Here is a 26,439-nt window from a genome sequence, read left to right as displayed (position 1 = left end):
GTACGGCTACTCGCTGTGGGAGGTCGAGGCGTACGGCACCGGCTCCACCACCCCGCCGTCCACCGGCACGGGCCTCGACGACCCGGTCAAGAAGGAGATCGCGATGAAGCTGGTCTCCACCTTCGAGAACTCCTCCCTCGACTGGCGGGCCCAGTTCGCCTACATCGAGGACATCGACGACGGGCGCGGCTACACCGCCGGCATCATCGGCTTCTGTTCCGGTACGGGCGACATGCTCGAACTGGTCGAGCGGTACACCGCCAAGAAGCCCGGCAACCCGCTCGCGCCCTACCTGCCCGCCCTGCGCCGGGTCGACGGAACCGACTCCCACGAGGGCCTGGACCCCGGCTTCCCCGACGCCTGGCGCCGGGCCGCCCAGGACACGGTCTTCCAGCAGACCCAGGAGGAGGAGCGGGACCGGGTCTACTTCAACCCCGCCGTCTCGCAGGCGAAGACGGACGGCCTGCGCACGCTCGGCCAGTTCGCCTACTACGACGCCGCCGTGATGCACGGCGAGTCCGGCTTCCGCAGCATCCGCGCCGTGGCCCAGTCCCGGGCCCTCCCGCCGTCGCGCGGCGGCGACGAGCGGACGTACCTCCACGCCTTCCTCGACGCGCGTGAGGAGGAGATGCGCAAGGAGGAGGCGCACAGCGACACCACCCGCGTGAGCACGGCCCAGCGCCGCTTCCTGAACGAGGGCAACCTCGGCCTGAACACGCCGCTGTACTGGAGCGTCTACGGCGACGCGTTCTCCCTCACGAGCTGAGCCGCGTCCTGCCCCGCGCGCTGAGCCGCCCGGCTCCGGCGACGGGCGAAGCGGCGGTACGGCCCGCAGCGGGGCCGTACCGCCGCTTCCGGCAGCGCCCCGCCCGCTCGCGCGGCCTCACGGACCCTGCCCGTCACCGCCAGGCGGGATGCCCCTCCGGGACGTCGCCCGTGGTGAGCCGGCGCTCGCCCGTGCCGTCCGCGCGCACCGCCCAGATGACCGGCTTCTGGTACGGGCCGCGGACGAAGGCCAGCCAGCCGCCGTCCGCCGACCACGCCGGGTCCATCTCGTGCTCCGCCGTCACCACCAGCGGCCGGTCCCCGGTCCCGTCGGTGCCCACCAGTCGGATGTCACCCTTGTTCGGGCCCTGGTAGGAACCGGCGGTGTAGGCGAAGGTGCGGCCGTCGGGCGACCACACGGCGTCGAGCGCCGGGTGCGGCAGCCGGGTCACCTGGCGCGGCGCCCGGTCCGGAGCCGACGGATCCACGGTGTGCACCTGCCAGTTGCCCTTCCCCGCCTCCAGACTGACGGCGATCCGCGTGCCGTCCGGGGACCACGCGGGATCCTCGACCCGCCCGGGCCCGTCCGTGAGCTGCCGGGCGGAGCCGTCCGACACCCGCACCTCGAACAGCTGCTGCACGCCGTCCTCCACCCGCAGCACGGCGAGCCGGGTGCCGTCCGGCGACCAGGACACCCGTCCGCCGGAGATGGCGGCGATCCGCCGCGCGCCGGAACCGTCGGCCTTCGCGGTCCACACCGCCGTCTCCTCCGGCGTCACGCGCGTGAACGCGAACGAGGCCCGGTCCGGCGCCCATTGCGGCAGGTAGTCGCAGGTCCCGTCCGGCACGAGCCGCCGCGGCCGGTCCGTGCCCGCCGGACGGACCGCGATGACCCCGTGGCAGTCGGAGGGCCAGCCGGGCGCGGTGTCCTGGCGGACCAGCAGCGTCGTGTCGGGGAACGCGGCGGGCGAGGCGACGGCGGGGGAGGAGGTGCCGCCACCGGGCTCGGCGCCGCCCTCGGTGCCCTTCCACGGCTGCCAGACCAGCAGGCCCGCGGCGACGGCCGCGCACACCACCAGTGCCGCGGCCACGGTCACCCGCCGCCCGCGCCGGCCCGCAGGCCGTTCCGCACGCCGTCCCGGCACGTCCTCCGGCACGGACGTCGCGGGTCCGGCCGTCGTGGGCACCGGCGTGGCGGGTCCGGCCGTCGTGGGCACGGCCGTGGGCGGGGGCGGGGGCTGGACCGGGGCGGGTCCAGGGGGCGGCGCGGCGGCGGTCGGCGGCTCGCTCCCGGCTCCGGCCCCGGCTCCGGCCTCGGCTCCGGCCACGGGCCCGCCTCCGGTCCCGTCCTCGGCTCCGGCCACGGGCCCCGGCTCTGCGTTCCGCGCGGTCGGCGGCGCCGCCGGTGCGGTCCGGTCCGCACGGCCCGTCCCGTCCGTCCCGTCCGTCCCGTCCGTCCCGTCCGTCCCGTCGGGCCGCCGCGTGTCGTCCCGTACGGCACCGGCCGCTTCCCGCTCCTCGGGTACGACGGCGGTCTCCGGGTGCTGCGGAACCGTCGACAGCAGCGCCGTGGCCTCGTCGGGAAGCCAACCGCCGTCCTCGCGGTGGCGGACGGTCAGCCGGTCCAGGAAGGCCGCCGGGGTGGGCCGCCGCGCCGGGTCCTTGGCCAGGCAGGCCGCGACCGCCTCCCGCAGCGGCTCGGGGACGGCGGAGAGTTCGGGCTCCTCGTGGACGACCCGGTAGAGCCAGGCCGCCGAGGTGCCCTCGCCGAAGGGTGCGCCGCCCGCCGCCTGGCACAGCACGATGCCCAGGGCGAACATGTCCACGGCCGGTGTGATCGTGCCGCCGGTGAGCTGCTCGGGGGCGAGATAGCCCGGCGTACCGACCTGGAGGCCGGTCCGGGTCAGCGCGGCCGTGCCGTCCAGGGCCCGCGCGATGCCGAAGTCGATGACGCGCGGCCCGTCCTCGGCCACGATGATGTTGGCCGGCTTGAGGTCCCGGTGGATCACCCCGGCCCGGTGGATCGCCTCCAGGGCCTCCGCGAGCCCGGCGGCCAGCACGGTCAGGCTGTCCGCGGGCAGCGCGCCCACCTGGTCGAGCACCGCCCGCAGGGTCGGACCGGGCACGTACGCGGTGACCAGCCAGGCCGGGTGCCCGTCGGGGTCCGCGTCGACCACGGGGGCCGTGTGGAAGCCGCCGACCTGGCGCGCCGCCGCGACCTCGCGGGCGAAGCGGCGTACGAACTCGGGGTCGGTGCTCAGATCGGGCCGGACGACCTTGACGGCCACGGCCCGGCCGGAGCGGGAACGGCCGAGGTAGACGACGCCCATGCCTCCCTGGCCGAGCCGTCCGACCAGCCGGTATCTGCCGTCGCCGACCGATTCCGGATCCCCCGCCTCCAGCGGCTTCATGGTGCCCCCTCGCAAGTCGTACGTGCAGGGATCTCCTACCAGCCGGGCGGTGCTCCGGTCGAGTTCGGCGCGGCCGCGGGCCCGGGAAAGACACCGGAACCCCGCCGGCGGCCCGGGGACCACGGTGGGCCCGGTCCCGTGCGGGGGCCGGGCCGCGCGGCCGGGGCCCGGTCGGTCGACCGGGCCGTGGGACCCGGTCCGTCAGTCGACCGGGTGCTCCTCCCAGGTCTCGTCGTCCGGGTCGTACTCGGTGTGGGCGGACTCCCAGGTGGCGGAGGTCAGCTCCACGCCGGGGATGTCGCCGAGGAGGGCGATCGGGTCGATGAAGTGGGCGAGGGAACCGGACGGGTCCAGCTCGATCGCCTCGACGGACTGGGCACGCTCGGCGTCGTCCAGGTACTCGTCGTCCCGGACCTCGGCCAGCGCGGCGGTCTTCAGCGCCTGCTCGTCGGTGATCTCGGCCACGAGCTCGATGGTGACGCGCACGTACCGGGGGCCGGACTGCTCGGATGAGGGGTCGATGGTGGTCATCCGCGAAGCTTAGGCGACGTCCCGGGGCCCGTCGCTCCGGCCCCCGCCGCCCGGAGCCCCGTCCTGCCGCGTCTCCCGCAGCGGGCGGGCGACCACGGCCTGCGCGGGTTCCTGGTGGCCCCCGGAGGCGAGGACGCGCACCTCGTCGCGGTCGCTGATCTCCGCCCGGATGATGCCGGACGGATCGGTGTACACCGGGTGTCCGCCCGGTCCCGTGGCGGCGGTGCGCTCGACGACCACGACGTCGCGGGCCGCGCCCACCGCGTCGGAGAACACCAGCTCGTACCTGGCTGCGCTCACGTAACCGATTTTACGCGGCGGGACCCGGACGGAGCATCTCGTCGGTCACGGCGTCGACGAGGGCGGCGAGCGCGACGCCGAGCGCCCGGGCGCCGGGGCCGGCCGGACCGCCGGGCTCGCTCATGTACAGATCGCGGCGGATCTCCACCATCAGGGCGCTGACCCGGATGTCCCGGCCGTAGTGCGCAAGGGGCACGTACGTTCCGGCGAAGGGGCTGTCCGTGCCCACCCCGCCGAATCCGGCGAAGGCCCGCCGTGCCGCGGCCGACAGGGTGGGCGGGGTGTGGAAGGCGTCCGTGCCGAGGCAGACGGGCGGCCGGGGGCCGTCGCCGTGCAGCTCGTAGGGGAGCGCCGCCGTCGGGTACGAGTGCACGTCCACGATCACCGCGTGGCCCGTCGCCGCGAGGCGCGCCTCAACGGCCCGGGTCATGGCCTGCGCGTACGGGGCGAAGTACCGGTCGACGAGGGGTGCCGGGTCGAATCCGGCCGGCCGCAGCTCGGCCCGGTGCGTGGTGCGCGTGTACACCGCGCCCATGCCGACCGCGAGCATCTCCTCGCGTTCGTCGGGGAACCGCTCCGGGTCGACCACCAGCCGCGAGAGCCGGTTGACGAACCGCCAGGGAGTGGTGCCCGCCGACGCCGCGGCGACGGCGGCGATGGCGTCGGTGTGGGCGTCGGTGATGTGGTCGAGCTCGCGCTCCAGTTCGGCGTCGCCGAGGACGATCCCGGCCCGCACGTCCGCCGGCACGGCCCGGGAGGAGTGCGGTACATGGAGCAGGACGGGGGAGTCCGGTGCCCCCGGGAGCAGTTCGAAGGGGGCGGGGGCATCGCTCATGGTGCGAGGTTCCTTGCGGTCGTTCGGAAGCCGGGTGGCCGGGTGGTCGGGGGCCGCGTGGTCGGGCGCCTGGTGCCGGGCATCGGTGGGCCGTGGAGGGGAGGCGTCGGGACTGCCCGCGCCGGGCGGTCGCGTCGCGGGCGGTTCCGTGACCGGCGGGGCCGGCCCCGGCGCCGGGGCGGCTACGGGAGGGCGGCGCCCCGGGCGGTGATCCACAGGCGGTACCACTCCTCGTGGGTGAGGTCGGGCGCGGCGACGGCCGCGTCCCGGCAGGCGCGGATCCGGGTCGGGTTGGTGGTGCCGATGACCGGGGAGATCCGCGCGGGGTGGCGCTGGAGCCACCACAGCAGGACCGTCTCCGGTGTGGTGCCCTTGGCCTTCGCGAGCTCCGCGACGAGCGCGGCCGTGGACTGCTCCTGCGGGGTCTCCTGGCGACCGGTGTAGCGCCCCTGGGCCAGCGGGCCCCACGCCTGGAGGGCGATCCCGTGGTGCAGACAGTGCTCGACCGTGCCCGCGGTGAAGCCGACGGAGGCCGACGCGGGCGTGTTGACGAGCACGCCCTCCTCCAGCCAGTCCCGGCGCAGCAGGCTCATCTCCAGCTGGTCGGCCACCAGCGGCACTTCCAGGTGGGCCTGGAGCCGGGCGATCTGGTGGGCGTTCATGTTGGAGACGCCGAAGCGGCGCACGAGGCCCTGCCGGTGCAGCGACTCCAGGGCCGCGGCGACCTCGGCCGGGTCGGCCAGCGGATCGGGCCGGTGCAGGAGCAGCACGTCGAGGACGTCCGTGCGCAGCCGGGCGAGGCTCTCCTCCACCTTCCGGACGATGGTGGGCCCGCGCAGGTCGTACATTCCGGGCCGGTCCCCGTCGGCCGGCCGGATGCCGCACTTGGACTGGAGCGTGATCCGGTCGCGCAGTCCCGGCGCGCGGGCGAGCACCTCGCCGAAGACGGCCTCCGCCTTGCCGTGCCGGTAGATGTCGGCGTGGTCGAAGACGGTGATGCCGCTCTCCAGGGCCGCCTCGACGGCCGCTTCGGCGGCGTCGACGTCGGCGGGAGTGTACGGGGCGGTGTCCCAGGTCCCGCCGAGGCCCATGCAGCCGAGCAGGACACGGCCGGTGCCGTGGGCGGGTACGGGGGCATCGCTGGAGGTCACAGGGGTGGTCGTCACGGGCTCACCCTGCCACAGGGCGGGCGGTTGCCGGGAGGGGCGACGGGGCAGCGACCGGCGGGGTGGCGGTGCGCCACCCGGCCCGGTGGGGCCTTCGACGTTTTGTATACAATCGGATCGGTCGTGCCGCCCCCACCCGGGCGGCGCGGGCCTGGGCGCAAGGGCGGGCCGACCGTCGATCACGGGGTCCGTACGCCGGCCCTTCCGATCCCGCCCCCGTCGGCCCGAGGCCGCCCTACCCCCGGAACAGACCCCGCATGAGCACCGACACCGCCGAGCCCGAGACGCCGGCGAAGCCCCGCATCACCGGCCGTGCCCCCGCCCGCCCGGCGCCCGCGGCGGCCCTCCACAGCGTCAGTGCCGTGACGGTCGTGCTGCTCGGCCTGGTCGCCATCGGCGCCGTCCTCCACGAGCCCGTTCTGATACCGCCGCTGGCCGCCAGCGCCGCCCTCGTGCACAGCGCCCCGACGCTCCCCCTCTCCCAGCCGCGCAGCGTCGTCCTCAGCCATCTCCTCGCCGCCGCCGCGGGCTACGCCACCCTCACGGTGGCGGGCGCCACCGCCTGGGCCGCCGCCGTGGCCGCGGGCCTCACCCTGGCCCTCACCACCCTCGCCCGCACCCCGCACTCACCCGCCTGCGCGACCGCGGTGGTCATCGTCCTCCAGTCCCCGGCCCCGGCCCGCTTCGTCCCGCTCCTCCTCGGCGCCACGCTGCTCCTGGTGACGATGGAGTACGCCTTCTCCCGCATCCGCAGAGGCGCGACGAAGTACCCGACGTACTGGTGGTGACCGGGTGGGGGCGGTGGGGCCCTGTCGGCGGCGCGCTCGGATCCGAGGGGCAGCGCCGCACGGCAGGCGAGCGAGCCGTTCCGGACCTCACGGCGCCGCCGAGGACCGGGACCGGCTGCGCTGTGCCCCGGCGAGGAGGGGTCCTCGACGGGCCGCCGCGGTTTGGGCGGTCCGCCGTCCGGGACGGTCGGGCACGGTGCGGGATTCCCCCCGCACCTCGGCTGACGACGGGGGCGCGGTCACCTCGCGGGCCGGAACACCCGCAGGTCACGCACCTCGTAGGACATCCGGGTCGTGTGCTCGTCGGGCGCCGGGTGATAGCGGCCGGCGCACACCGAGAGGTTGACGATCAGATACGCGTGCCAGCGCCGTCCGACCCCGCGGCCGTCGGAGAAGACCTCGACGTCGTCGAGCCACCAGACCACCGAGCGGGCGCCGAACTCGGTCCGCAGCCGTATCCAGCCACCGGGGCGCACCGACGGATCGCGGTGGTAGCGGTGGGCGCCGCGCACCCGGTTGGAGAGTTCCAGCAGATCGGCGTTGTCGGGGTGGTACTCGAAGACGTCGATCTCCTGGCCGCCGTCGCGCCACGTCCAGATGGCCGGCCAGGCACCGGTCTCCTCGGGCAGCCGCACCCGCGCCTCCAGCACGTCCCCGGAGCGCACCTCGAAGCCCTCGGGGCTCCCCTCCGTCGTCAGCAGGCCCGTGTCCCACAGCCCGTCGGGGCGGCGCTCGGCGCGGAAGACCCCCGAGCGGCTGAAGTCGGGATCCTCCACCAGGTGGTCCAGCTTGTTGTCTTGCGGGTTGACCGGACCTCCGTCGGGATAGGCCCAGCTGCGGCCCGCGATCCACTGTTCCGTGGAGGCGAAGTCCGCGGTGAAGACCGGCTCTTCGGCCGGTGGCCAGGTGGACATGGGTGCTCCTCGCGTCAGGGGTGGTCCTCCGTCCGCTGTTCTGCCCCACCCCGCCCGCCAGGATGCGGAATCCCTCACTCCTTGTCAGGAAGTCGCCACGAGGCGTCATGCCGCGAGCTGCGTTCCCCCGCGTCCTCGCCCGTCTCGGCCGCCGGGGCCGCCGCCGGAGCGGTCAGGATCCGGGGGAGTGCCTCGGGGTGTTCCCGGACGAGCCAGGCCATGAGTTCCTCCCGCACCGCGCAGCGGGTGGTCCACAGGTCGTCGGCGTCCTTCGCCGTGACGATCGCCCGGACCGTCACACAGGTGGGCGAGGTGTCCGTGACCGCGAGGTCCCAGGCCCGGCCGTCCCACGTCGGACAGGTGTCGAGGAACTCCTTGAGCCGCGCCCGCATCGGCGCCACCGGCACGGAGTGGTCGCAGTAGAAGAAGACCGAGCCCGTCATCTCCGCTCCGCCGCGCGACCAGTTCTCGAACGGGCGCGAGGTGAAGTACGAGACGGGCAGCGTGACCCGGCGCTCGTCCCACGTCCGCACGGTCAGGAAGGTCAGGGTTATCTCCTCCACCGTCCCCCACTCCCCGTTCACGACCACCGTGTCGCCGATGCGGACCATGTCGCCGAACGCGATCTGGAAACCGGCGAAGAGGTTGCCGAGCGTCGACTGCGCCGCGACGCCCGCCACGATGCCGATGATCCCCGCCGAGGCGAGCAGGGACGTCCCGACGGTACGGAACGCCGGGAAGGTGAGGAGCGCGACGGCCCCGGCGATCACCCCGACGGCGACCGCCACCACCCGCATGATCAGCGTCACCTGCGTCCGGACCCGGCGCACTCGGGCCACGTCGTGCGAGCGTCCCGCGTAGCGCGCGTACGAGGACTCGACGACGGCCGAGGCGACCCGTACGGCCAGCCACGCGCCGCCACCGATGAGACACAGGACGAGGAGGTGGGACACCGTGTCGGCGTGATCGTCCAGGGGCGCCCAGCGCGTCGCGCGGAAGGTCCACCCGAGCAGGGTGGTGAACAGCACGACGAACAGCGGTGTACGGCAGCGCCGCAGCAGGCCCCAGAGCGGGGTCTCGGGGCTGCGCGCGTCGGCCTGCCGCGCCAGGACGTCGGCCGCGCGGACGGCGGCCAGCGCCACCAGTGCGGAGCCGCCGAGGACGATCACCAGTCGAAGGACGCTCTCCATGGCTCCCCAGTAGACGAGTCGAAACGGTCGTCCTCACGCCTCACCCCCGTGGCGCCCGCCAAACACCCGCCACCCGGCGGCCCGCGCCGCGCCGGGTGTTCCCGGTCACTCCGCCGCGATCACGATCACCACGTCCCCGTCGGCCCAGCACCGCACCTCGCCCTTCGGCGGGTTCAGCCGCACACCGCGGTACGGAGCGGAGTCCGCCGCCCCCGCGGCGCGGTAACCGATGGCGCACGCGCCCTGACGTCCGGCCGAGGCCACGACCGTCGCGAACGTGGCCCGCGCGCCGGGGGTGACGAAGTCTCCGGCCGGCCGAAGCCGCACCGCGTTGCCGTGCCCCGAGAACAACTCGGCGAAGACCGGGGCGAGATGGCCGTTCTGGGAGATCTGGGCCATCAGCAGCCCGACGAGCCGGCCGGTGAGGAGCACGTCCGCCGCGGCGCCGACCGGGGCCAGGGGCCGGTTGCGGACATCGGCCAGCTCGGTGACCAGGGCGGTCCGCAGTCCCTGCTGCCGCACTCTCGCCCGAAGGTGGAGCAGGGTGACGAGGGTTTCGTCGTCGGGGCTCGCCGGATCCGGACCCTGGTCGGGAGCGAGGACCACCACGCGGTCGTGACCCGCGCCGACCCGCCGTACCGCCGCGGCGGTGGTGGGGTCGGCCCGGTGCACGACGACGTCTGTGGCGGCCGGTGGCACGGTGTCCGGCGCGTCCGTGGCGGCTGGCGGCATGGTGTCCGGCGCGTCCGTGGCGGCTGGCGGCATGGTGTTTGGCGCGTCCGTGACGGCCGGTGGCATGGTGTTTGGCGCGTCCGTGACGGCCGGTGGCACGGTGTCCGGCCCGTCCGCGACCGCCGCAAGCGCCCAGCCCGGACCGGACGTGACCGTGGCCGCCTCCGCGTCCGTCACCACCTCCACGACCGACCCCGGGGCCGTGCCCCTGGTGAGTGCCTCGATCACCCGTGCGGCACGGCGGTTCCAGCCGAGCACCACCACCCGGGACGGCCGTGGCGGGCGCACCGGCGCCGTCGCCATCACCGTCGGGTCGGGCCGCGGGGCACCGGCCGGCGGACGGGCCGTCACGTCGCCGTCCTCCGCGAGCACCACCAGGCCGTCCCCCTCGCCCAGCTCCGTGTCCGCCGCCGGGTTCAGGACCGGCTCCCCGTCGCTCCGTACGATCCCGACCACGCACACTTCCGCGCCGCCCGCCCGCAGCTCACCGAACGACCGGCCGGCCAGGCCGGGTTCGCGCCGCGTGTGCAGCTCGGCGCCCGCGAAGTCCAGGAGGTCCTCCAGCGCGAAGGAGAGCCCGGGTTCCCCGACGCACCGCACCAGCAGCCGCGCCGCGATGTCGTCCACCTCCAGGACGGTCGAGCCCTCGCCGGCGGCCAGTTCCGCCGCGGCCCGGAAGCGGCCCGCCCGCACCGCCGCCACCACCCGGACCGGGCAGCCGTCGCCGACCGCGGCCCGAAGCGCCAGCAGCGTCCGCACCACCTGCGCGTCCTCGGCCGGATCGTCCGGCGGCAGGACGAGGACCGCCTCCGCCGTCGCCGGGCTCACCCGGGCGAGCGCGACCGGATCGGAGGGACGCCCCCGGCGGCACAGCAGCCGCACGCGCCCGGCGACGGCCCCGTCGCCCCGCAGCTCCTCCTCCATCTCGGTCTTGTCCCGGTCCGCCAGGACCACGACCGCACCGCCTCGCCGCTGGGCGTGCGCGGCGACCAGCTCGGCCACGACCGTGGGCGTCTGCTCCGACCAGCCGAGCACGAGCGTGTGCCCCTCCTCCACCACTGTGGAGTGCCCGCGCTGAAGTTCCGTCAACCGGTCCGTGAGCGCGGTGGTGACGAGTCCGACGAGGGTGGACACGTACAACAGCGCCACCAGGGCGAGCAGCAGCGACAGCGCGATCCGCAAGGGCGGACCGACCTCGCCGCCGAGCCGCAGCGTCTGCCCGACGGTGCGCCACACCGCCGCCAGTTTCCCCTCCAGCGTCGCCGGCGCCCTGCTGTCCGTCCACACCAGCACGGCGCTCGCCGGCGCCACGACCGCCAGGCAGGCCAGCGCCAACCAGCCGACGAGGGCCGTCATGCCCTTCACGACGGTCCGGTCGACCCAGTACCGCACCCGTTCCCGCGTCCCCGCTCCTGTCGCCGGCCGCCCCGCCGACCGCCGCGCCGGCGGACGCGCCGGACCGGCGGGCCGGGCCTGCGCCGCTACGCGACGCTGCTGCGACGGGACGGTGAACTCGCGCTCTTTACGCACGTCAGCAGGGTGACGTCCGTCCGTGCGCGAAACGCCGCCGACGGCCGCCGTTCATCCTTTCGTGCACACGGGCGACCGGTCCGCCGGCCGACGGCCCCGCGCCGCAAAGGGGATGAGGACCGCGACGCGGGGTACGCGAGACCCGTCCAGCCCGACAAGGGAGGAAACATGGGACTCGGAGCCTGCATCATCCTGATCGCCGTGGGGGCCATCTTCACCTTTGCCTCCGACTGGGAGCTCGAGGGGGTGAACCTCGACCTCGTGGGGCTGATCCTCATGGCGGTGGGCATCATCGGCACGGCGGTGTACACCAGCATCCTGCGCCGGCGCCGGATGGTCGTCCCGCCCGTCGCCCCGACCATCGCCGAAGACGAGCGCCGGGACCTTCACTGACGTCCGATCCGGTATTCGTCGTCCCGTCAGTCCGTCCGTCGCTTCGTTCGCTCGCCCCGACCGACACCCCGTCAAGAAAACCGTCGGACAGGCCGTCCGACGCCAGACGCCCGGCCCGCACCCCGCACGGGGGAGCGGGCCGGGCGTCGTCGTGGACCACCACCCGCACCTCCGCACGCGTCCGCGCTCCACACGGGTCCCGGCCGGGATCCGACGGAGGGCCGTCAGTCGAGCGGCACCACCGCGTGGACGGTCTTGCCGTCCGGACGGACGTCCAGCGTGACCCGGCGGCACAGGTGCAGCACGATCGGCCAGCCGAACCCGCCCGGCCGCAGCTCCCGGTGACGCGCGTACTGCGGCGTCCGGGGACTGGCGTCGCTGACGGACAGGGTGACGCTGTCGCGCGCTATGCCTATCGCGAAGGCGGTCACCCCGCCCGCGTGCCGCAGCGCGTTGGTCACCAACTCGGAGGCGACCAGCATCAGGTCGTCCATCCGCGAGGGACTGACCGGCGGGCGGGAGGCCAGGGCCCGGCGAACGGATCGTCGTGCCTGCGCCGACGTGCGTACGACGGCCTCCTCCAGTCGCGCGGCGCCGGGGGACGCGGTCACGGGTGTCGACGGACTGGGCCGGGCGTCGCCCCGAGTCTTCATCACGAGTCCCTTTCCTACCGATTGGTGAAGCTTCCGGCGTTTTTCGCCTTCCCCCGGATCGCCGGGCGATGCGCCGCCGCCCGCCCGGCGCCCTCACGAACGCGGCTCGGTGAGAAAGGAAGCGTGGGCATGCGAACGGCGGGTAGGCGAAGCGTCACAGGCGAACGTTCGTCGAGAAACAGGAGGTTGGCCCCGTGCGGACCGAGATGGTCAAGGCGATGACGACGACCGCGGAAGGCGGTACGTACAACGACCTGCCCGTGCTCGAGGCTCCCCACGAGATCGCGCCCCAGGACGCGCGCGCCCTGTCGAAGGTGTTCTTCCGAGAACTCGCGGTCAGGGAGGAAGGAACCGCGGAGTACCAGTACGTCCGCAACACCCTGATCGAGATGAACATGTCGCTCGTCCGGTACGCGGCCGGCCGGTTCCGCGCGCGGGGCGACGAGATGGAGGACATCGTCCAGGTCGGCATCGTCGGCCTCATCAAGGCGATCGACCGCTTCGACCTCTCCCGTGAGGTCGAGTTCGCGACCTTCGCCGTGCCGTACATCGTGGGGGAGATCAAGCGGTTCTTCCGGGACACGACCTGGGCGGTCCACGTGCCGCGCCGCCTGCAGGAGGCGCGCGTGGAGCTGGCGAAGGCCAACGAGGAACTGGGCTCGCGGCTCGGCAGGGCCCCGCGCGTCGCCGAACTCGCCGAGCTGATGGGCATCTCCGAGGAAGAGGTCGTCGAGGCGCAGATCGCGGCGAACGGCTACCACTCCACCTCCCTGGACGCCGCCCTCGGCGGCGGTGACGAGGAGGACGCGGACGCCTCCCTCGCCGACTTCATCGGCGGCGAGGACCCGGCGATCGAGCTGTTCGAGGACTTCCACACCCTCGCCCCGCTCGTGGAACGCCTCGACGAGCGCGACCGGCTGCTGCTCCACCTGCGCTTCGTGGAGGAGCTGACCCAGTCCGAGATCGGCGCCCGGCTCGGGGTCTCGCAGATGCACGTCTCCCGCCTGCTCGCCCGCGCCCTGGCCCGGCTCCGCGAGGGCATGCTGGCCGAGGACGCCCCGGCCGCCGGCTGACCGGCCACCGGCCGAGGGCCGCCGGACGAACGACCCGGTGCCGGCCCCGGGGCCGTATCCCCTCCATGGATACGGCCCCGGGGCCGGCACCGCTGCATGTCCCTCGTCACGTCCCGCAGCCGTCGGTCCGAGCCTTCCACCCGTTCCACCCGTCCCACCCGCCCCACCCGGTGCGCCCTCCGCGAGCGCGAACTCCCCACGAGCCGCGCCCGCCCCGCACGGGCGGCCGTGCGGGGCGGGACAACGGACGGGTCATCGGGCGGGGCACCGAGGCGGGGCCCCGCCGACGAGGCGGTCGCCGTCACGGAAGCGGTGCGGCGCCGCGCCGGCCGAGGCCCCGCGGAACGGGACCACGACGTACGGCTCACCCGATCGGTGTGACGTCGCGGGCGGCGATGAAGGAGGGCCGCCGGACGGGCGCGGCGAACGGCATCTCCGGCGCGTTCTCGACGCTGTTGAAGACCAGGAACACGTTGCTGCGCGGGTACGGGGTGATGTTGTCGCCCGAGCCGTGCAGCGCGTTGCAGTCGAACCAGGTCGCCGAGCCCGGCGCGCCGGTGAACTGGCGGATGCCGCACGCCTCGGCGAACGTCGTCAGCGCCTCGTCCGACGGGGTGCCGGCGTCCTGCATCTGCAGCGACTTCTTGTAGTTGTCCTTCGGGGTGGCGCCGGCGCAGCCGAGGAAGGTCCGGTGCGAACCCGGCATGATCATGAGGCTGCCGTTGGTGGTGTGGTTCGCGGTGAGCGCGATGGACACCGAGACGGTCCGCATCCGCGGCAGGCCGTCCTCGGCGTGCCAGGTCTCGAAGTCGGAGTGCCAGTAGAAGCCGCTCGCGCCGAAGCCGGGCTTGACGTTCACGCGCGACTGGTGGACGTACACGTCCGAGCCGAGGATCTGCCGGGCGCGGCCCACGATCCGGGGGTCGGCGGCCAGCCGGGCGAAGACCTCGCTGATCCGGTGTACCTCGAAGACGGACCGGATCTCCTGGGACTTCGGTTCGACGATCGCCCGCTCGTCGGCGCGCACCTCCGGGTCGGCGACGAGCCGGTCCAGCTCGGCCCGCAGCTCCACGACCTCGTCCGGCGTGACGAGCTCGTCGACCGTGAGGAAGCCGTCGCGCTCGTACTCCTCCAGCTCACGGGCCCAGAAGGGGCCGGGCGTGCCGGGGGCGGACCAGACGACGGGGTCCTTGCGGCCGATGAGCACCTCGTCGGTGCCACGGGTGGGGTAGAGGTCGACGGGACGGGTGGGGGCGGAGGTCATGAGGGACGGTGCCTTCCTTTCTCGTACGGACTGCGGGAGGTGCGGACGACCGGGGGCCCGCTCCGGGCCCGGTCAGGCCGCGCCGGGCGGGGACGGCGCGGAGGGGTCAGGCCGGGTCGGGCTCGGTGAGGAGCGGGTACACGCCGTTCTCGTCGTGGTCCTCGCGGCCGGTGACCGGCGGGTTGAAGACGCACAGGCAGCGGAAGTCCTCCTTGACCTTGAGGGTGTGCCGCTCGTGCCCGTCGAGCAGGTACATCGTTCCGGGCACGATCGTGTACGTGCGGCCCGTCTCGTGGTCGGTGAGCTCGGCCTCGCCGGCGGTGCAGACGACGGCCTCGACGTGGTTCGCGTACCACATGGACGTCTCGGTCCCGGCGTACAGGACGGTCTCGTGCAGGGAGAAGCCGACCCGTTCGCGGGCGAGGACGATGCGCTTGCTCTCCCAGGTGCCGGAGGCGGCGCGGACGTGCCGGTCGGTGTTCTCGATCTCGGCGAAGGAACGGACGATCATGGTGCGGACCTTTCGTTGGTCAGGGCCGTACGCCGTGCGCCGTGCGTCGGGTGCCGGGCGTCGGACGTTGCACGCCGGACGCCGGACGCCGGACGCCGGACGCCGGACGCCGGACGCCGGACGCCGGACGTCTGTCGGCGGACGTCTGTCGGCGGGGGCCGGGGCGGAGGAGGCGGGTTGTCGGCGGTGGCGGGTCAGACCGCGACGCGGTCGGCCGCGTGGCGGACGGAGCGGGCCAGGATCCCGAGCCCCTCGTCGAGTTCGTCGTCCGTCGCGGTCAGCGGCGGCAGCAGCTTCACGACCTCGCCGCGCGGTCCCGAGGTCTCCAGGAGCAGCCCCAGCTCGAAGGCCCGCCGGCACACGGCCTCGGCCCGCTCGCCGTCGGTGAACTCCAGGCCCCACACCAGTCCCCGGCCGCGGTACGAGACGGCCGTCCGGCCGTCCTCGCCGCACAGGTCGCCGAGGGCGCGCTCGACGCGGCCGGCCCGGGCGAGGGTACGCTCGCGCAGGGTGCCGTCGCGCCAGTACGCGTCGAGCGCGGCGGTCGCGGTGACGAACGCCGGGTTGTTCCCGCGGAAGGTGCCGTTGTGCTCGCCCGGCTGCCACACGTCGAGCTCGGGCCGGAAGAGGCACAGCGCCATGGGCAGGCCGTAGCCGCTGATGGACTTGGACAGGGTGACGATGTCGGGCGTGATGCCCGCCTCCTCGAAGGAGAAGAAGTCGCCGGTGCGGCCGCAGCCCATCTGGATGTCGTCGACGATCAGCAGCATCTCGTGCCGCCGGCACAGGTCCGCGAGGCCGCGCAGCCACTCGGCCCGGGCGACGTTGATGCCGCCCTCGCCCTGCACGGTCTCGACGATCACGGCGGCCGGGTGGTCGAGGCCGGAGCCGGAGTCGGACAGGAGCCGCTCGAACCACAGGAAGTCCGGCACCTGGTCGTCCAGGTAGTGGTCGAAGGGCATCTGCGTGGTGTGGGTGAGCGGCACGCCCGCCCCGGCCCGCTTGGCGGCGTTGCCGGTGACGGCGAGCGAGCCGAGCGACATGCCGTGGAAGGCGTTGGTGAAGGAGACGACGGTCTTGCGGCCGGTGACCTTGCGGGCCAGCTTCAGCGCGGCCTCCACGGCGTTGGTGCCGGTCGGGCCGGGGAACATCACCTTGTACGGCAGGGCGCGCGGCTCCAGGACCGTGGAGCGGAAGGTCTCCAGGAAGTCGCGTTTGGCGGTGGTCGACATGTCGAGCCCGTGGGTGATGCCGTCGTCCGCCAGGTAGTCGAGGAGCGCCCGCTTGAGCACCGGGTTGTTGTGGCCGTAGTTCAGGGAGCCCGCTCCGGCGAAGAAGTCGAGGAAGGGGCGCCCGTGCTCGTCGTACAGCCGGCTCCCGCGGGCCTGCTCGAAGACCACGGGCCAGGCACGGCAGTAGCTGCGCACCTCGGATTCGACGGTCTCGAAGACGGACGGGGCGGTGTCGGTGAGGGTGGTCACGGTTCTCCCGGTTCTCGGTTTTCGGTGTTCTCGTGCGCAGTGCTCGGTCGCTGTTCCGGTCCGAGTGCTCGTTCGGTGTGCGCGGTCGGTGTTCTCGTTCGGTGTCCTCAGCCGGTCGGCCGGGCGTCGGCGACGGCTCAAGGTGTCCGGCGCGCGCTACGCCGGGGGGCCGATCCGGTAGAGCACCTCCGGCTCGTGGCCGCCACCCGCGTCGGGCGCGTCAGGGAACGCGTCGGACGGGAACAGCACCTCCCGGGTCACGGTGGCGCCGTGCCGACGCGCGTAGGAACGGAACAGCCGGTCGGAGGCCACGTTCCCCGGAGTGACGGTCGCCTCGAGCCGGATCGGCCCGTGCTCGGCCGCCACTCGGGCGGACAGAGCGTCGAGCAGTGCTCCCGCTACCCCGGTTCCGCGGTGCGAACCATCCACGGCCACCTGCCAGACGAAGAGCGTTCCCGGTGCCTCGGGCCGCAGGTAGCCGGTGACGAAGCCGACCGCCCGCCCGGACGCGTCCCGGGCGACCGCGGTCGTGCCGGCGAAGTCACGGCACCACAGCAGGTAGCTGTAGGGCGAGTTGACGTCCAGGTCCCCCGCGTCGCGGGCGAGCCGCCAGAGGTCGGCGCCGTCCGTCACCTCGGCCGGTCCGATGTCGACACCGGCACCTCGTGTTGTCACTTCTGCAACGTGCGCTGTGGTCATGGGCGCCGAAGCTACCTATCGATTCCACGAACTTCCTGGTGCGGCGGGGTTGTGCCGGAGGCGGGGTTGCGATAGGTGCGGGAACGGGACGCGGCGGGAAAGTCCGTCACTTCCACCCCTGCAATTCGGGCGATAAGGCCACAAAGTGTCCGTTTATAACGGATGGATAACGGCCTGGAGGTGCGTGACCTGCTCCTCTCCGATCCGTGAGACCCTCACCTCTTTCGCGTTTGAAGCCGCCCCGTCCGGTCAGGTGTAGGTGTTCGCGCGGCGGATGAGTCCGCTGTCCGAGGAATGGGCGGCCCTGTCGCGGGAGTTCGCCCGCCTCTAGGCTCCGCAGCGGCCGCACCTTCGGTGCCGGCGTCCGTGGGCGACAGAGGGTGGGAGACGGCGTGAGCGCGACCGTACGGTGGGGTGTACTGGCCACGGGAGGCATCGCGGCCTCCTTCACGGCCGATCTGCTGGAGATGCCGGACGCCGAGGTCGTCGCCGTGGGCTCACGGAGCACCGCGTCGGCCAAGGCGTTCGCCGAGCGGTTCGGCATACCGAGGGCGTACGGGGACTGGGCGGAGCTCGCCGCCGACACCGACGTCGACGTCGTCTACGTGGCGACGCCGCACTCCGCGCACCGGGCCGCGGTGGAGCTGTGCCTGGACAACGGCCGGGCCGTCCTGTGCGAGAAGCCCTTCACCCTGAACGCCCGCGAGGCCGCGGAACTCGTCGCGCTCGCCCGCCGGCGCGGACTGTTCCTCATGGAGGCCATGTGGATGTACTGCAACCCCGTCGTCCGGGAACTGGCCCGGCTCGTCGCCGACGGGGCCATCGGCGAGGTCCGCACGATCCACGCGGACTTCGGCCTCGAGGGTCCCTTCGCCCCCGACCACCGGCTGCGTGACCCGGCCGCCGGCGGCGGTGCCCTGCTCGACCTCGGTGTGTACCCGGTCTCCTTCGCCCAACTGCTCCTCGGCGAGCCCGACCGCGTCCACGCCGACGCGCTCCTCTCGCCCGAGGGCGTCGACCTCAACACGGGCGTGCTGCTCGGCTGGGACTCCGGGGCCACGGCCCTGCTCTCCTGCTCCCTCGTGGCCGACACGCCGCTGACCGCCTCGGTCACCGGCACCACGGGACGGATCGAGGTGCCGCGCGGCTTCTTCTGTCCGGAGGGCTTCGTGCTCCACCGCGACGGCCGCGAACCGGAGGAGTTCACCGTGCCGGGACGACGCGCCGGCTTCCAGTACGAGGCGGCCGAGGTCATGCGCTGCCTCAGGGCCGGCGAGACCGAGTCGCCCCTGGTCCCCCTGGACGGCACCCTGGCCGTCATGCGGACCCTGGACGCCGTACGCGAGCGCATCGGAGTCCGGTATCCGGCGGACACCGTCTGAGCGGGCGGGCCGTCCCGGCCGTCCCGCGGGTGTGTATACGCTGGTCACGTGGCCAGCGGACAGGAGAACGACGTCGAAGCGAACAGCGCCGGGAGCCCCCCGGCGGACCTGCAGAGGTTCGCCGTCGCGCTGCGGCGCACGATCGCCGAGGTCAACCGGCTCTCCCACGGCTTCGCCCTGGCCCAGGGGCTGCACCCCACCGACGTCTCGGCGCTGTCCTTCGTGCTGGACAGCGCCGACCCGCCGACCCCGGGAATGCTGCGGGAGCATCTGGGCCTGACCTCCGGAGCCGTGACGGCCTGTCTGGACCGGCTGGAGAAGGCCGGACACATCCGGCGGACGCGGGACAGCGCGGACCGCCGCGTCGTGCACGTGCACTACGTACAGGACGCCCGGGCCGTCGCGCGCAGCTACTTCCTGCCGCTGGCCCAGGCCGCCGAGCGCACCCGCGCCCGGTTCGACGAGGCCGAACTCGCCGTCGTCCAGCGCTATCTGGACGCCCTCAACGCCGAACTCGGTGATCTGCGGGTGCCGAGGCGCTGACCCGCGGCACCCGGCGCCCGGCACCCGGCGCGCCCGGAGCCGTGCCGATGAAGTCGTCCCGGAGGAGCCCGTGCTTCAATATCTCTCAATCATTGAGATTATTTACCGCTGAGATAATCGCTCCGGGAGTTTCCATGTCCTCACCCCCGTCCTGGGCCCGCCGCGTGCTGCCACTGCTGCTCCTCGTCGTCTGGCTCGCCATCGGGGCGGGCCTCGGCCCCTTCGCCGGCAGGCTCGGCGAGGTCGCGACCAACGACCAGGCGGCCTTCCTGCCCCGCAGCGCCGAGTCGACCAAGGTCCTGGAGGCCCAGAAGTCCTTCCGCCAGGAGGAGTCCCTCCCCGCTCTGGTCGTCTGGACCTCGAAGGACGGCGAGCGCCTCGACCCCTCCGCCGCCGCGGCCGCCACCCGCGCCCTCGCCTCCCTCGAGGGACGGCCCGGTGTCGTCGAAGCCCCCTCGCCCGCCCTGCCCTCCGAGGACGGACAGGCCCTCCGCGGCGTCGTCCCGCTCCGCCCCGGCCTCGGCGACGGCCTCGCCCCGGCCCTCGACGAGATCCGCGCCGCCGCGGCGACCGTGCCCGGCACCGACGCCCACGTCGGCGGCCCCGCCGCCACCCAGGCCGACCTCTCCGACGCCTTCGCCGGCATCGACGGCCTGCTGCTCGGAGTGGCGCTCGCGACCGTCCTGGTCATCCTGCTGCTGGTGTACCGGAGCGTCCTGCTGCCGCTGATGATCATCCTCGGCGCGGTGTTCTCGCTCGGCCTGGCCTGTGCCGTCGTCTACGTCCTCGCCGACCACGACGTCGTCCGCGTCGACGGCCAGGTGCAGGGCATCCTGTCCATCCTGGTCATCGGCGCCGCCACGGACTACGCCCTGCTCCTCGCCGTCCGCTACCGGGAGGAGCTCGGCAGGCGCGACGGCGACCGCTTCCCCGCCATGCGCGCCGCTCTGCGGCAGACCGCGGGCCCCGTCGCGGCGAGCGCGGCGACCGTCGGACTCGGCCTGCTCGCCCTCCTCCTCAGCGACCTCACCAACAACCGCGCCCTCGGCCCGGTCGGCGCCATCGGCATCGTCTGCGCCGTACTCGGCGCCCTGACCTTCCTCCCCGCCGTCCTGGTGCTCCTCGGCCGCGCCGCCTACTGGCCCGCCCGCCCGAAGACGGCACCCGCCCGCCCGGAGGCGACCACAACCACTCGCCCGGGGACGACCTCCAGCGGCACGGTGACGGTGTCCACTCGCCCTGAGACGGGCCGAGACAGTCGCTCGGACACCGGCCGGGACACCCACCCGGACACCGGCCGGGACACCCACCCGGACACCGACGCGGACGCGCTCGGCGACGCCCACACCGTGTGGCGCCGCGTGGCGGCCCTGGTCGACCGTGCGCCCCGCCCGGTGTGGGCCTGGACGCTCGCCGCGCTCCTCGCCTGCGCCGCCTTCGCCCCGACCCTCGACTCCCGCGGAGTGCCCCTCGACGAGATCTTCGTCAAGGACGCCCCGTCCGTCACCGCGCAACGGCAGCTCGGCGAGCACTTCCCGGGAGGCGCGGGCAACCCCGCCATCGTGATCGCCGACGCCCGTTCCGCCACCGAGGTGCGGTCCGTCGCGGCAGGCGTCGAGGGCGTCGACTCCGCCGCCGTCCTCACCACCGGCGGCCCCGGACGACCGGGCGAACCCCTGGTCGCCGACGGGCGCGTCCGCGTCGACGTCACCCTCGAGGACGCCGCCGACAGCGACGCCGCCAAGGACACCGTCGCCCGCCTGCGCACCGCACTGCACTCCGTGCCCGAGGCGGACGCGCTGGTGGGCGGCTACACCGCCCAGCAGTACGACACCCGGCGGACCGCCGAGCGCGACCGGCTGCTCATCGTGCCCGTGGTCCTCGCGATCATCCTCGTGATCCTCGTCGGACTGCTCCGCTCACTGCTGCTCCCCGTGCTCCTCGTCGCCACGGTCGCCCTCAACTTCGCCGCCACGCTGGGCGTCTCGGCCTTGGTCTTCCACCACGTCCTCGGCTTCACCGGCACCGATCCCGCGGTCCCCCTCTACGGGTTCGTGTTCCTGGTGGCCCTCGGCGTCGACTACAACATCTTCCTGATGTCCAGGGTCCGCGAGGAGACCATGGCGCACGGCACCCGTGAGGGCGTGCGCCGCGGACTGCTCGCGACGGGCGGCGTCATTACCTCCGCCGGGGTCGTACTGGCGGCCACCTTCGCCGCGCTCGGCGTCATCCCGCTCGCGTTCCTCGTGCAGATCGCCTTCATCGTGGCCTTCGGCGTCCTGCTGGACACCCTCGTCGTGCGCTCCCTGCTGGTGCCCGCCCTCGTACGGGACATCGGGCCGCGCGTGTGGTGGCCGGGGGCGCCGGACCGCCGCGCCTGACCGGCCGCGCCCACCGCGGCACGGCCCCCGCCGACGGCCACCGGGCCGCCGGCGGGGGACCGGGTTCGGCCGAACGCGCCGGGAACCGGGACCCGGATGTGAACCTTCGCCGCCAACGGGGTAAAACCATGGCCAACACCCCTCTCACTCGAACGGACACGCGCGCGTTGAGCATGCTTCCCGGATCACGTGTGCCAGGCAGGACCTGGACGGTTCGTCTCACCGGTCATCCCGACCACTCCGCCACGGTCACCTGCACGACGGCGGGCTGCCGCATGCCGGCACGGTCCAGGGACATCCAGGCGCTGCGCGTCTTCGCCGCCGAGCACGCCCGCGCGCACGGCCGCCTCGCCACGCCCCGCCCGAACGCGGACTGCGCCTGCGGAGCCAGCGGCTGCCGCCACCACACGGCCCGCGCCACCTGCAACGGCCGGACCCTGCTGGTCCTCATCCACAATCCCGCCGTCGCCGAGGTCTGGACGCTGGCCGAGATCTGCCAGGCTTGCGCGCCCCTGATCGCCCACGCCACCGTGGTCGCCGGGGCCGGCGCCGCTGGCTCCCACGACTCCCTGGCCGCCCGCGCGGCCGCGGCGGCCGGGGGAGCGACGACCGCTCCGCCCGTCCCCCCGACGACCTCGCCCGCGGCCCCTCCTGCGGTGCCGATGATGTTCTCGTCCCCGGAGGCCGCCGGCGGCCCCGCGGTCTCCGGACCGCCCTCCCCGCGCAGACGCCCCGGCCGCCGCGGCCAGGGCGGCGGCCAGGGAGGAGGCCGCCCCCGACGGGGCGGCCGCGGCTGACGCCCCGGCCGGTCGTACCCCGACCGGCGCGTGATCCGGCCGACGGGCCGGCGCCTGTTGCCCGGGCAGGGCAGGACGACCCGGCTGAGCGCGGAAGCGGGAGCCGGGTCGGATAGGCGAAAGGCGTCGTGCGCTCGCGCGGCGGGGTACGCGACGGGGTCCGCCGATGACGGCAGTGCGGAAGTGGCGGCGCCTTCGGACGGCGGCGAGGCCGCGCCGTACGTGCCGGGCTCCGGGCCCGGACTGGAGGAGCGGGAGCCGGGTCGGGTCGGCGAAAGGCGTCGTGCGCTCGCGCGGCGGGGTACGCGACGGGGGCCGCCGATGACGGCAGGACGGAAGTGGCGGCGCCTTCGGACGGCGGGGCGAGGCCGCGCCGTACGTGCCGGGCTCCGGGCCCGGTCTGGAGGAGCGGGAACCGGGTCGGGTCGGCAGGGGCATCGTCCGCTCTCCAGCCCGGGGAGCCGGGACCGGTCCGTCCCCGTGAAGTGCGCCGTCGGCACCGTGCGTCGGCGCATGCGCTGTGAACCCACGCGCCGCGCCCACCCGCCTGCTGCCCCGAGGGCTACGCGGAACCGTGCGTCGGCGCCTGCGTCGGGAGCCCTATGGGTCGCCCCCACCCCCCTGCCGCCCCGAGGGCTACGCGGCACCGCGCGCCGGCTCACGCGCCGTGAGCCCCACGGGCCGCGCCCACCCGCCCGCTGCCCTGACGGCTACGAGGGAAGCGCGGGCCCGAGCGCGAGGACACCGCGCCCCTCGCGACGCCGCCGAGCCGCCGCCCGAGTGGCCCGCGCGCCCTACTGCCGGTCCGGCCGCTCTTCCGCCGCGCCCGATCCCCGGGGGAGTGGTGGCGTCACCCAGCGGATCGCCGCGACCACCGCGTGACCGCCCGGGCGGGCGAGCGGCAGGAGCAGGCGGGTGGTGTACGGCAGGTCCAGCAGGGGCCTCGCCCACGCGGGCAGGAGGTCGACCGCGGCCGCGCTGAGGAAGGCGTACGGGAGCCGGGCGGGCCAGGGCAGGGGCGGGTGGGCGAGCAGGAAGCGGGCGGTGTCCCGCGAGGCGGTGGTGGCACGGAGTCCGGGGCGGTACGCGGACAGGACGGCCGCCAGCGCCGCTCGGCTCTCCGGCGGGTCGGTCACGCCCAGTCGCCGCGCCACCCGCGCCATGTCCGCCACGTACCCGTCCGCCCCCGCCGCGTCCAGCGGAGCCCTGCCGTACCGCTGGTGGGCCTCAAGGAAGCAGTGGGCCTCGGCCGCGTGCACCCAGGCGAGCAGCCGAGGATCGGACGCCCGGTACGGCACGCCCTCCGGCGTCCGCCCGTGGACCACGTCGTGCACCGCGCGCACCCGCCCCACCGCTTGCTCGGCATCCTCGGCGGTGCCGAAGGTCGTGGTCGCCAGGAAGGTGCTGGTGCGCTGGAGCCGCCCCCAGGGGTCGCCCCGGAAGCCGGAGTGCGCGGCGACCGCCGCCATGGCGACCGGGTGCAGGGACTGGAGCAGGAGCGCCGCCAGCCCGCCCACGTACATGGACGCGTCCGCGTGCACGACCCGTACGGGACGGCCCGGGCCGAACCAGCGCGGCCCCGGAGTCCCGTGGATCCGGACGCGCTTCTGGTGCGCGGTGGGACCGGCGACCCGGTGCAGCAGTGCCTCACCGGCCCGTTTCCGCAGCGCGCCGGAGAACGGCACAAGCCAGGGCACGACTCAAGTGTGCGCCCCGTTCCCGGTGCCCGGGAAGGTCCCTGCCGTGGCTGACCCGCCGGGTCCCACCCCGCCTGGGCCGCCCGCTCCCGCTGGTGGCAGGCGGCTGCGGACCGGTCCCCGCCATGGCGACCGCGGTGGCGCCGCTCTCCCCGCACTCGGTCCTCACCCTGCTGCTGTGGCGGATCGAGATCTCCGGCGTCTTCGACTTCCCCTACTTCCGGGGCACCACCTACCGGGCGAGCCGCACCGTCCTGCGATGCCGCGCGACCGCCACCTCAAGGCCCCCGGGGCCCGGTGGACTACCCGTAGGACGGCTCGCCCGGGAGGAAGGCCGGCCGCAGCGACGGATCCACCGGGTCGTAGTAGCGGTGGAAGACGGAAGTGGCGGAGCCGGACACCGGCGGAACGATCCAGCTCCAGTCGGCGGGGGTGGCCCTGCCATGCCGGCGCTCCCGCTCGATGTGCCGGAGGAACCGCTCGGACTCGGTGTGATGGTCGGCCATCGTCACCCCCGCCTCCTCGAAGGAGTGCAGAACGGCCACGTTCAGCTCGACCAGCGCACGGTCCCGCCACAGCGTGCGCTCGCTCGACCGGTCGAGCCCGAGCCGGTCGGCCACCACCGGGAGGAGGTCGTAGCGCCCGGTGTCCGCCAGGTTCCGGGCGCCTATCTCCGTTCCCATGTACCAGCCGTTGAAGGGCGCCGCCGGATACCGCAGCCCGCCGATCTCCAGGACCATGTCGCTGATCGCCGGCACCGCGTACCAGCGCAGCCCGAGCTCGGCGAACCACGCGTGGTCCGGATGCCGGAGCGGCACCTCCGACACGGCGTCCTCCGGCAGCTCGTACCACTCCGGCCGCGCCGCCGGACGCTCCCGCACCATCAACGGCAGCACCTGGAACGCCTCCTCCTCGCGCTTCCAGCCCAGCGCCCGGGCGCGCTCCGTCGGCGCCCCGCCGCGCGGATCGCCGATCCAGCGTCCCGCGGACGTGCGGTGCCCGGCGTAGCGGACCAGCTGGTCGTTGACGATCCGCGGCCCGGCACGGTCCGGCCGGTCCGGAGCGAACACCGAGATGACCGGCCGGATCCGGCCACCGTTGAAGGCCAGCCGCAGATGCTCGGCACACTGCTCCGCGACGTCGTCGGCGGAGGTCACCCACCGCAGGTCGCGCACCACGAGAGAGCGCCAGTAGAGCCTCCCGATGCAGCGCGCCGCGTTGCGCCACGCCACCCGCGCCCCGAAGGCCAGCTCGGCGGGGGAGTGCTCATAGGTGCCGGTCCGGTCGATCTCGGCGAGCACCTCGCGGACCCGCCGCTCCACGTCCCCCGCGTGCGACTCCTCGTGGTGGAACCGGCGCAGGAACTCCTCCGCCTGCCCCCGGTCCACGACACGTGGCCCCGGTGGCCGCCCCGGTCGCGCCTGCGGCGACCGGGGTTGCGATACGGCTCCGAACGGACACGAGCCGGCGACCGCGACCGAGGGGACGGACGCCGGCTGAACGGCCGCCGGCGGAACGGAGACCGGTTGAGCGGATACCGATGGAACGGAAGCCGGTTGAGCGGATACCGGCGGGACAGAGGCCGGTTGCGCGGAGAGCGACTTCCGGCGACGACTCAGGCTGAAGACCAAGGTGTTCCCTCCCTGGCCCCATGACTACCGTACGCACGCACGGAGGCGTGGAGAGTAGCCGTTCTTCGCCCCGAACCCACTGCCGGCTGCTAGGGTGCCCGCCAGTCGGCGCAGGACCTCGCCAGAAGTCCTAGCCGACCGGTTCGACGACGAAGAGCGGAATCTCCCGCTCGGTCCTGCGCTGGTAGTCCGCGTAGTCGGGGAACGCGGCGACCGCCCGCTCCCACCAGACCCGCCGCTCCTCGCCCTCCGCGAGCCGCGCCTTCATGTCCCACACCTTCGGGCCGTCCCGCAGCTCGATCAGCGGCGAGGCCAGGACGTTGTGGTACCAGACGGGATGCCTGACCGCGCCGCCGTTGGAGGCGACGAGCGCGTACGCACCCTCGTGCTCCACCCGCATCAGCGGCGTCTTGCGGAGCCTGCCGCTCTTCGCGCCGACCGTCGTCACCAGCACGACCGGCAGGCCCCGCATCGTCGTGCCCTTCGTGCCGCCCGACGACTCGTACAGCTCGACCTGATCGCGGACCCACTTCTCCGGGCTCGGCTCGTACACACCCTCGAGGGACACCACTGACCTCCATGGACACGGCGGACACCAACCCCCGTGAGGCTACTCCCCGGCCGGCCCCGAAGCACCGGACGCCGTACGGAACCGGCCGTCCTCCCCACCCGCCGCCCGTCGGCCCGCCGCCCGCCGGCCCGGCGTCCGTCGTCGCTCGCCGCGTCCGCCGCCTAGGCTCCCGCGGGACGCGCCCCTCGGGAGACGGAGAGT

Annotated in this window: 24 protein-coding genes; 8 read left to right on the top strand and 16 right to left on the bottom strand. The window is 74.3% G+C overall.

All coding sequences use genetic code 11. The features are described from left to right. Positions 1–13: 13 nt before the first annotated feature. Entirely contained in the window at positions 14–766 is a 753-nt protein-coding gene (locus tag ABD954_RS00890; protein WP_382746104.1) for a chitosanase, read from the top strand. A 133-nt stretch (positions 767–899) separates the two neighbouring features. On the opposite strand, the gene ABD954_RS00885 is transcribed toward ABD954_RS00890, so the two are convergent. The 5 genes from ABD954_RS00885 to ABD954_RS00865 all read right to left on the bottom strand — a co-directional run bounded on the left by ABD954_RS00885 (position 900) and on the right by ABD954_RS00865 (position 5,993). Then, positions 900–3,176, bottom strand: a complete 2,277-nt coding sequence (locus ABD954_RS00885) for a protein kinase domain-containing protein (protein WP_345483772.1) — start codon at positions 3,174–3,176, stop codon at positions 900–902. 201 nt (positions 3,177–3,377) lie between these two features. Further along, positions 3,378–3,707 (bottom strand): hypothetical protein, encoded by a 330-nt coding sequence (locus tag ABD954_RS00880; RefSeq protein WP_345483771.1) that lies wholly within the window; start codon positions 3,705–3,707, stop codon positions 3,378–3,380. Positions 3,708–3,716: 9 nt separating this feature from the next. Then, positions 3,717–4,007 (bottom strand): DUF6296 family protein, encoded by a 291-nt coding sequence (locus tag ABD954_RS00875; protein WP_345483770.1) that lies wholly within the window; start codon positions 4,005–4,007, stop codon positions 3,717–3,719. 10 nt (positions 4,008–4,017) lie between these two features. Then, positions 4,018–4,842: an N-formylglutamate amidohydrolase gene (locus tag ABD954_RS00870; RefSeq protein WP_345483769.1), complete on the bottom strand. Its 825-nt coding sequence runs from the start codon at positions 4,840–4,842 to the stop codon at positions 4,018–4,020. A 182-nt stretch (positions 4,843–5,024) separates the two neighbouring features. After that, on the bottom strand, positions 5,025–5,993 hold the full coding sequence (locus tag ABD954_RS00865) for an aldo/keto reductase (protein WP_382746105.1): 969 nt from the start codon (positions 5,991–5,993) through the stop codon (positions 5,025–5,027). 272 nt (positions 5,994–6,265) lie between these two features. Here ABD954_RS00865 and ABD954_RS00860 point away from each other — a divergent pair, with 272 nt between their 5' ends. Next, positions 6,266–6,796: an HPP family protein gene (locus ABD954_RS00860; protein ID WP_345483767.1), complete on the top strand. Its 531-nt coding sequence runs from the start codon at positions 6,266–6,268 to the stop codon at positions 6,794–6,796. Between the two features lie 239 nt (positions 6,797–7,035). Here ABD954_RS00860 and ABD954_RS00855 read toward each other — a convergent pair whose 3' ends face one another. The 3 genes from ABD954_RS00855 to ABD954_RS00845 form a co-directional block, all read right to left on the bottom strand. Continuing rightward, complete coding sequence (locus tag ABD954_RS00855; protein ID WP_345483765.1) at positions 7,036–7,710, bottom strand: beta-glucanase; 675 nt, start codon at positions 7,708–7,710, stop codon at positions 7,036–7,038. Between the two features lie 74 nt (positions 7,711–7,784). Continuing rightward, positions 7,785–8,900: a mechanosensitive ion channel family protein gene (locus ABD954_RS00850; RefSeq protein ID WP_345483764.1), complete on the bottom strand. Its 1,116-nt coding sequence runs from the start codon at positions 8,898–8,900 to the stop codon at positions 7,785–7,787. A gap of 105 nt (positions 8,901–9,005) precedes the next feature. Continuing rightward, entirely contained in the window at positions 9,006–11,024 is a 2,019-nt protein-coding gene (locus ABD954_RS00845) for a CASTOR/POLLUX-related putative ion channel (RefSeq protein WP_345483763.1), read from the bottom strand. A 306-nt stretch (positions 11,025–11,330) separates the two neighbouring features. Between ABD954_RS00845 and ABD954_RS00840 the strand changes: the two genes are divergently transcribed. Continuing rightward, positions 11,331–11,555, top strand: a complete 225-nt coding sequence (locus ABD954_RS00840; protein WP_345483762.1) for a DUF6458 family protein — start codon at positions 11,331–11,333, stop codon at positions 11,553–11,555. Positions 11,556–11,779: 224 nt separating this feature from the next. Here the strand turns inward: ABD954_RS00840 and ABD954_RS00835 are convergent, their stop codons facing one another. Continuing rightward, positions 11,780–12,166, bottom strand: coding sequence for an ATP-binding protein (locus ABD954_RS00835; RefSeq protein WP_345483760.1), 387 nt, complete (start codon positions 12,164–12,166; stop codon positions 11,780–11,782). 260 nt (positions 12,167–12,426) lie between these two features. On the opposite strand from ABD954_RS00835, the gene ABD954_RS00830 reads away from it, so the two are divergent. Further along, positions 12,427–13,281: a SigB/SigF/SigG family RNA polymerase sigma factor gene (locus ABD954_RS00830; protein ID WP_345491862.1), complete on the top strand. Its 855-nt coding sequence runs from the start codon at positions 12,427–12,429 to the stop codon at positions 13,279–13,281. 364 nt (positions 13,282–13,645) lie between these two features. On the opposite strand, the gene thpD is transcribed toward ABD954_RS00830, so the two are convergent. The 4 genes from thpD to ectA all read right to left on the bottom strand — a co-directional run bounded on the left by thpD (position 13,646) and on the right by ectA (position 17,236). Then, the gene (gene thpD / locus ABD954_RS00825) at positions 13,646–14,545 is read right to left on the bottom strand and encodes an ectoine hydroxylase (RefSeq protein WP_345483758.1); all 900 of its coding nucleotides are present in this window, start codon (positions 14,543–14,545) and stop codon (positions 13,646–13,648) included. Between the two features lie 106 nt (positions 14,546–14,651). Continuing rightward, positions 14,652–15,056, bottom strand: coding sequence for an ectoine synthase (locus ABD954_RS00820; protein ID WP_345483757.1), 405 nt, complete (start codon positions 15,054–15,056; stop codon positions 14,652–14,654). A 194-nt stretch (positions 15,057–15,250) separates the two neighbouring features. After that, complete coding sequence (ectB, locus tag ABD954_RS00815; RefSeq protein WP_345483756.1) at positions 15,251–16,537, bottom strand: diaminobutyrate--2-oxoglutarate transaminase; 1,287 nt, start codon at positions 16,535–16,537, stop codon at positions 15,251–15,253. A gap of 156 nt (positions 16,538–16,693) precedes the next feature. Further along, positions 16,694–17,236, bottom strand: coding sequence for a diaminobutyrate acetyltransferase (ectA, locus tag ABD954_RS00810; RefSeq protein ID WP_382746091.1), 543 nt, complete (start codon positions 17,234–17,236; stop codon positions 16,694–16,696). A 392-nt stretch (positions 17,237–17,628) separates the two neighbouring features. On the opposite strand from ectA, the gene ABD954_RS00805 reads away from it, so the two are divergent. The 4 genes from ABD954_RS00805 (at position 17,629) to ABD954_RS00790 (ending at position 22,339) form a co-directional block, all read left to right on the top strand. Beyond that, complete coding sequence (locus ABD954_RS00805) at positions 17,629–18,618, top strand: Gfo/Idh/MocA family protein (RefSeq protein ID WP_345483753.1); 990 nt, start codon at positions 17,629–17,631, stop codon at positions 18,616–18,618. Positions 18,619–18,666: 48 nt separating this feature from the next. Next, positions 18,667–19,161, top strand: coding sequence for a MarR family winged helix-turn-helix transcriptional regulator (locus ABD954_RS00800; protein WP_345483751.1), 495 nt, complete (start codon positions 18,667–18,669; stop codon positions 19,159–19,161). 134 nt (positions 19,162–19,295) lie between these two features. Continuing rightward, positions 19,296–21,542 carry an MMPL family transporter gene (locus tag ABD954_RS00795; protein ID WP_345483750.1) on the top strand — a complete coding sequence of 749 codons (2,247 nt, stop codon included), beginning with the start codon at positions 19,296–19,298 and terminating at the stop codon, positions 21,540–21,542. 275 nt (positions 21,543–21,817) lie between these two features. Beyond that, complete coding sequence (locus ABD954_RS00790; protein WP_345483749.1) at positions 21,818–22,339, top strand: hypothetical protein; 522 nt, start codon at positions 21,818–21,820, stop codon at positions 22,337–22,339. A gap of 794 nt (positions 22,340–23,133) precedes the next feature. On the opposite strand, the gene ABD954_RS00785 is transcribed toward ABD954_RS00790, so the two are convergent. The 3 genes from ABD954_RS00785 to ABD954_RS00775 all read right to left on the bottom strand — a co-directional run bounded on the left by ABD954_RS00785 (position 23,134) and on the right by ABD954_RS00775 (position 26,235). Then, entirely contained in the window at positions 23,134–24,036 is a 903-nt protein-coding gene (locus tag ABD954_RS00785; RefSeq protein WP_345483748.1) for an oxygenase MpaB family protein, read from the bottom strand. A 302-nt stretch (positions 24,037–24,338) separates the two neighbouring features. After that, positions 24,339–25,424 carry a nitric oxide synthase oxygenase gene (locus tag ABD954_RS00780; protein ID WP_345483747.1) on the bottom strand — a complete coding sequence of 362 codons (1,086 nt, stop codon included), beginning with the start codon at positions 25,422–25,424 and terminating at the stop codon, positions 24,339–24,341. A gap of 373 nt (positions 25,425–25,797) precedes the next feature. After that, positions 25,798–26,235: a nitroreductase family deazaflavin-dependent oxidoreductase gene (locus ABD954_RS00775; protein WP_345483746.1), complete on the bottom strand. Its 438-nt coding sequence runs from the start codon at positions 26,233–26,235 to the stop codon at positions 25,798–25,800. Positions 26,236–26,439 lie beyond the last annotated feature (204 nt).

This window comes from Streptomyces roseoviridis, assembly GCF_039535235.1.
Classification (GTDB): Bacteria; Actinomycetota; Actinomycetes; order Streptomycetales; family Streptomycetaceae; genus Streptomyces; species Streptomyces roseoviridis.
The sequence above is the reverse complement of the archived record's forward strand: the minus strand, read 5'-3'. Positions and strand labels throughout refer to the sequence as shown.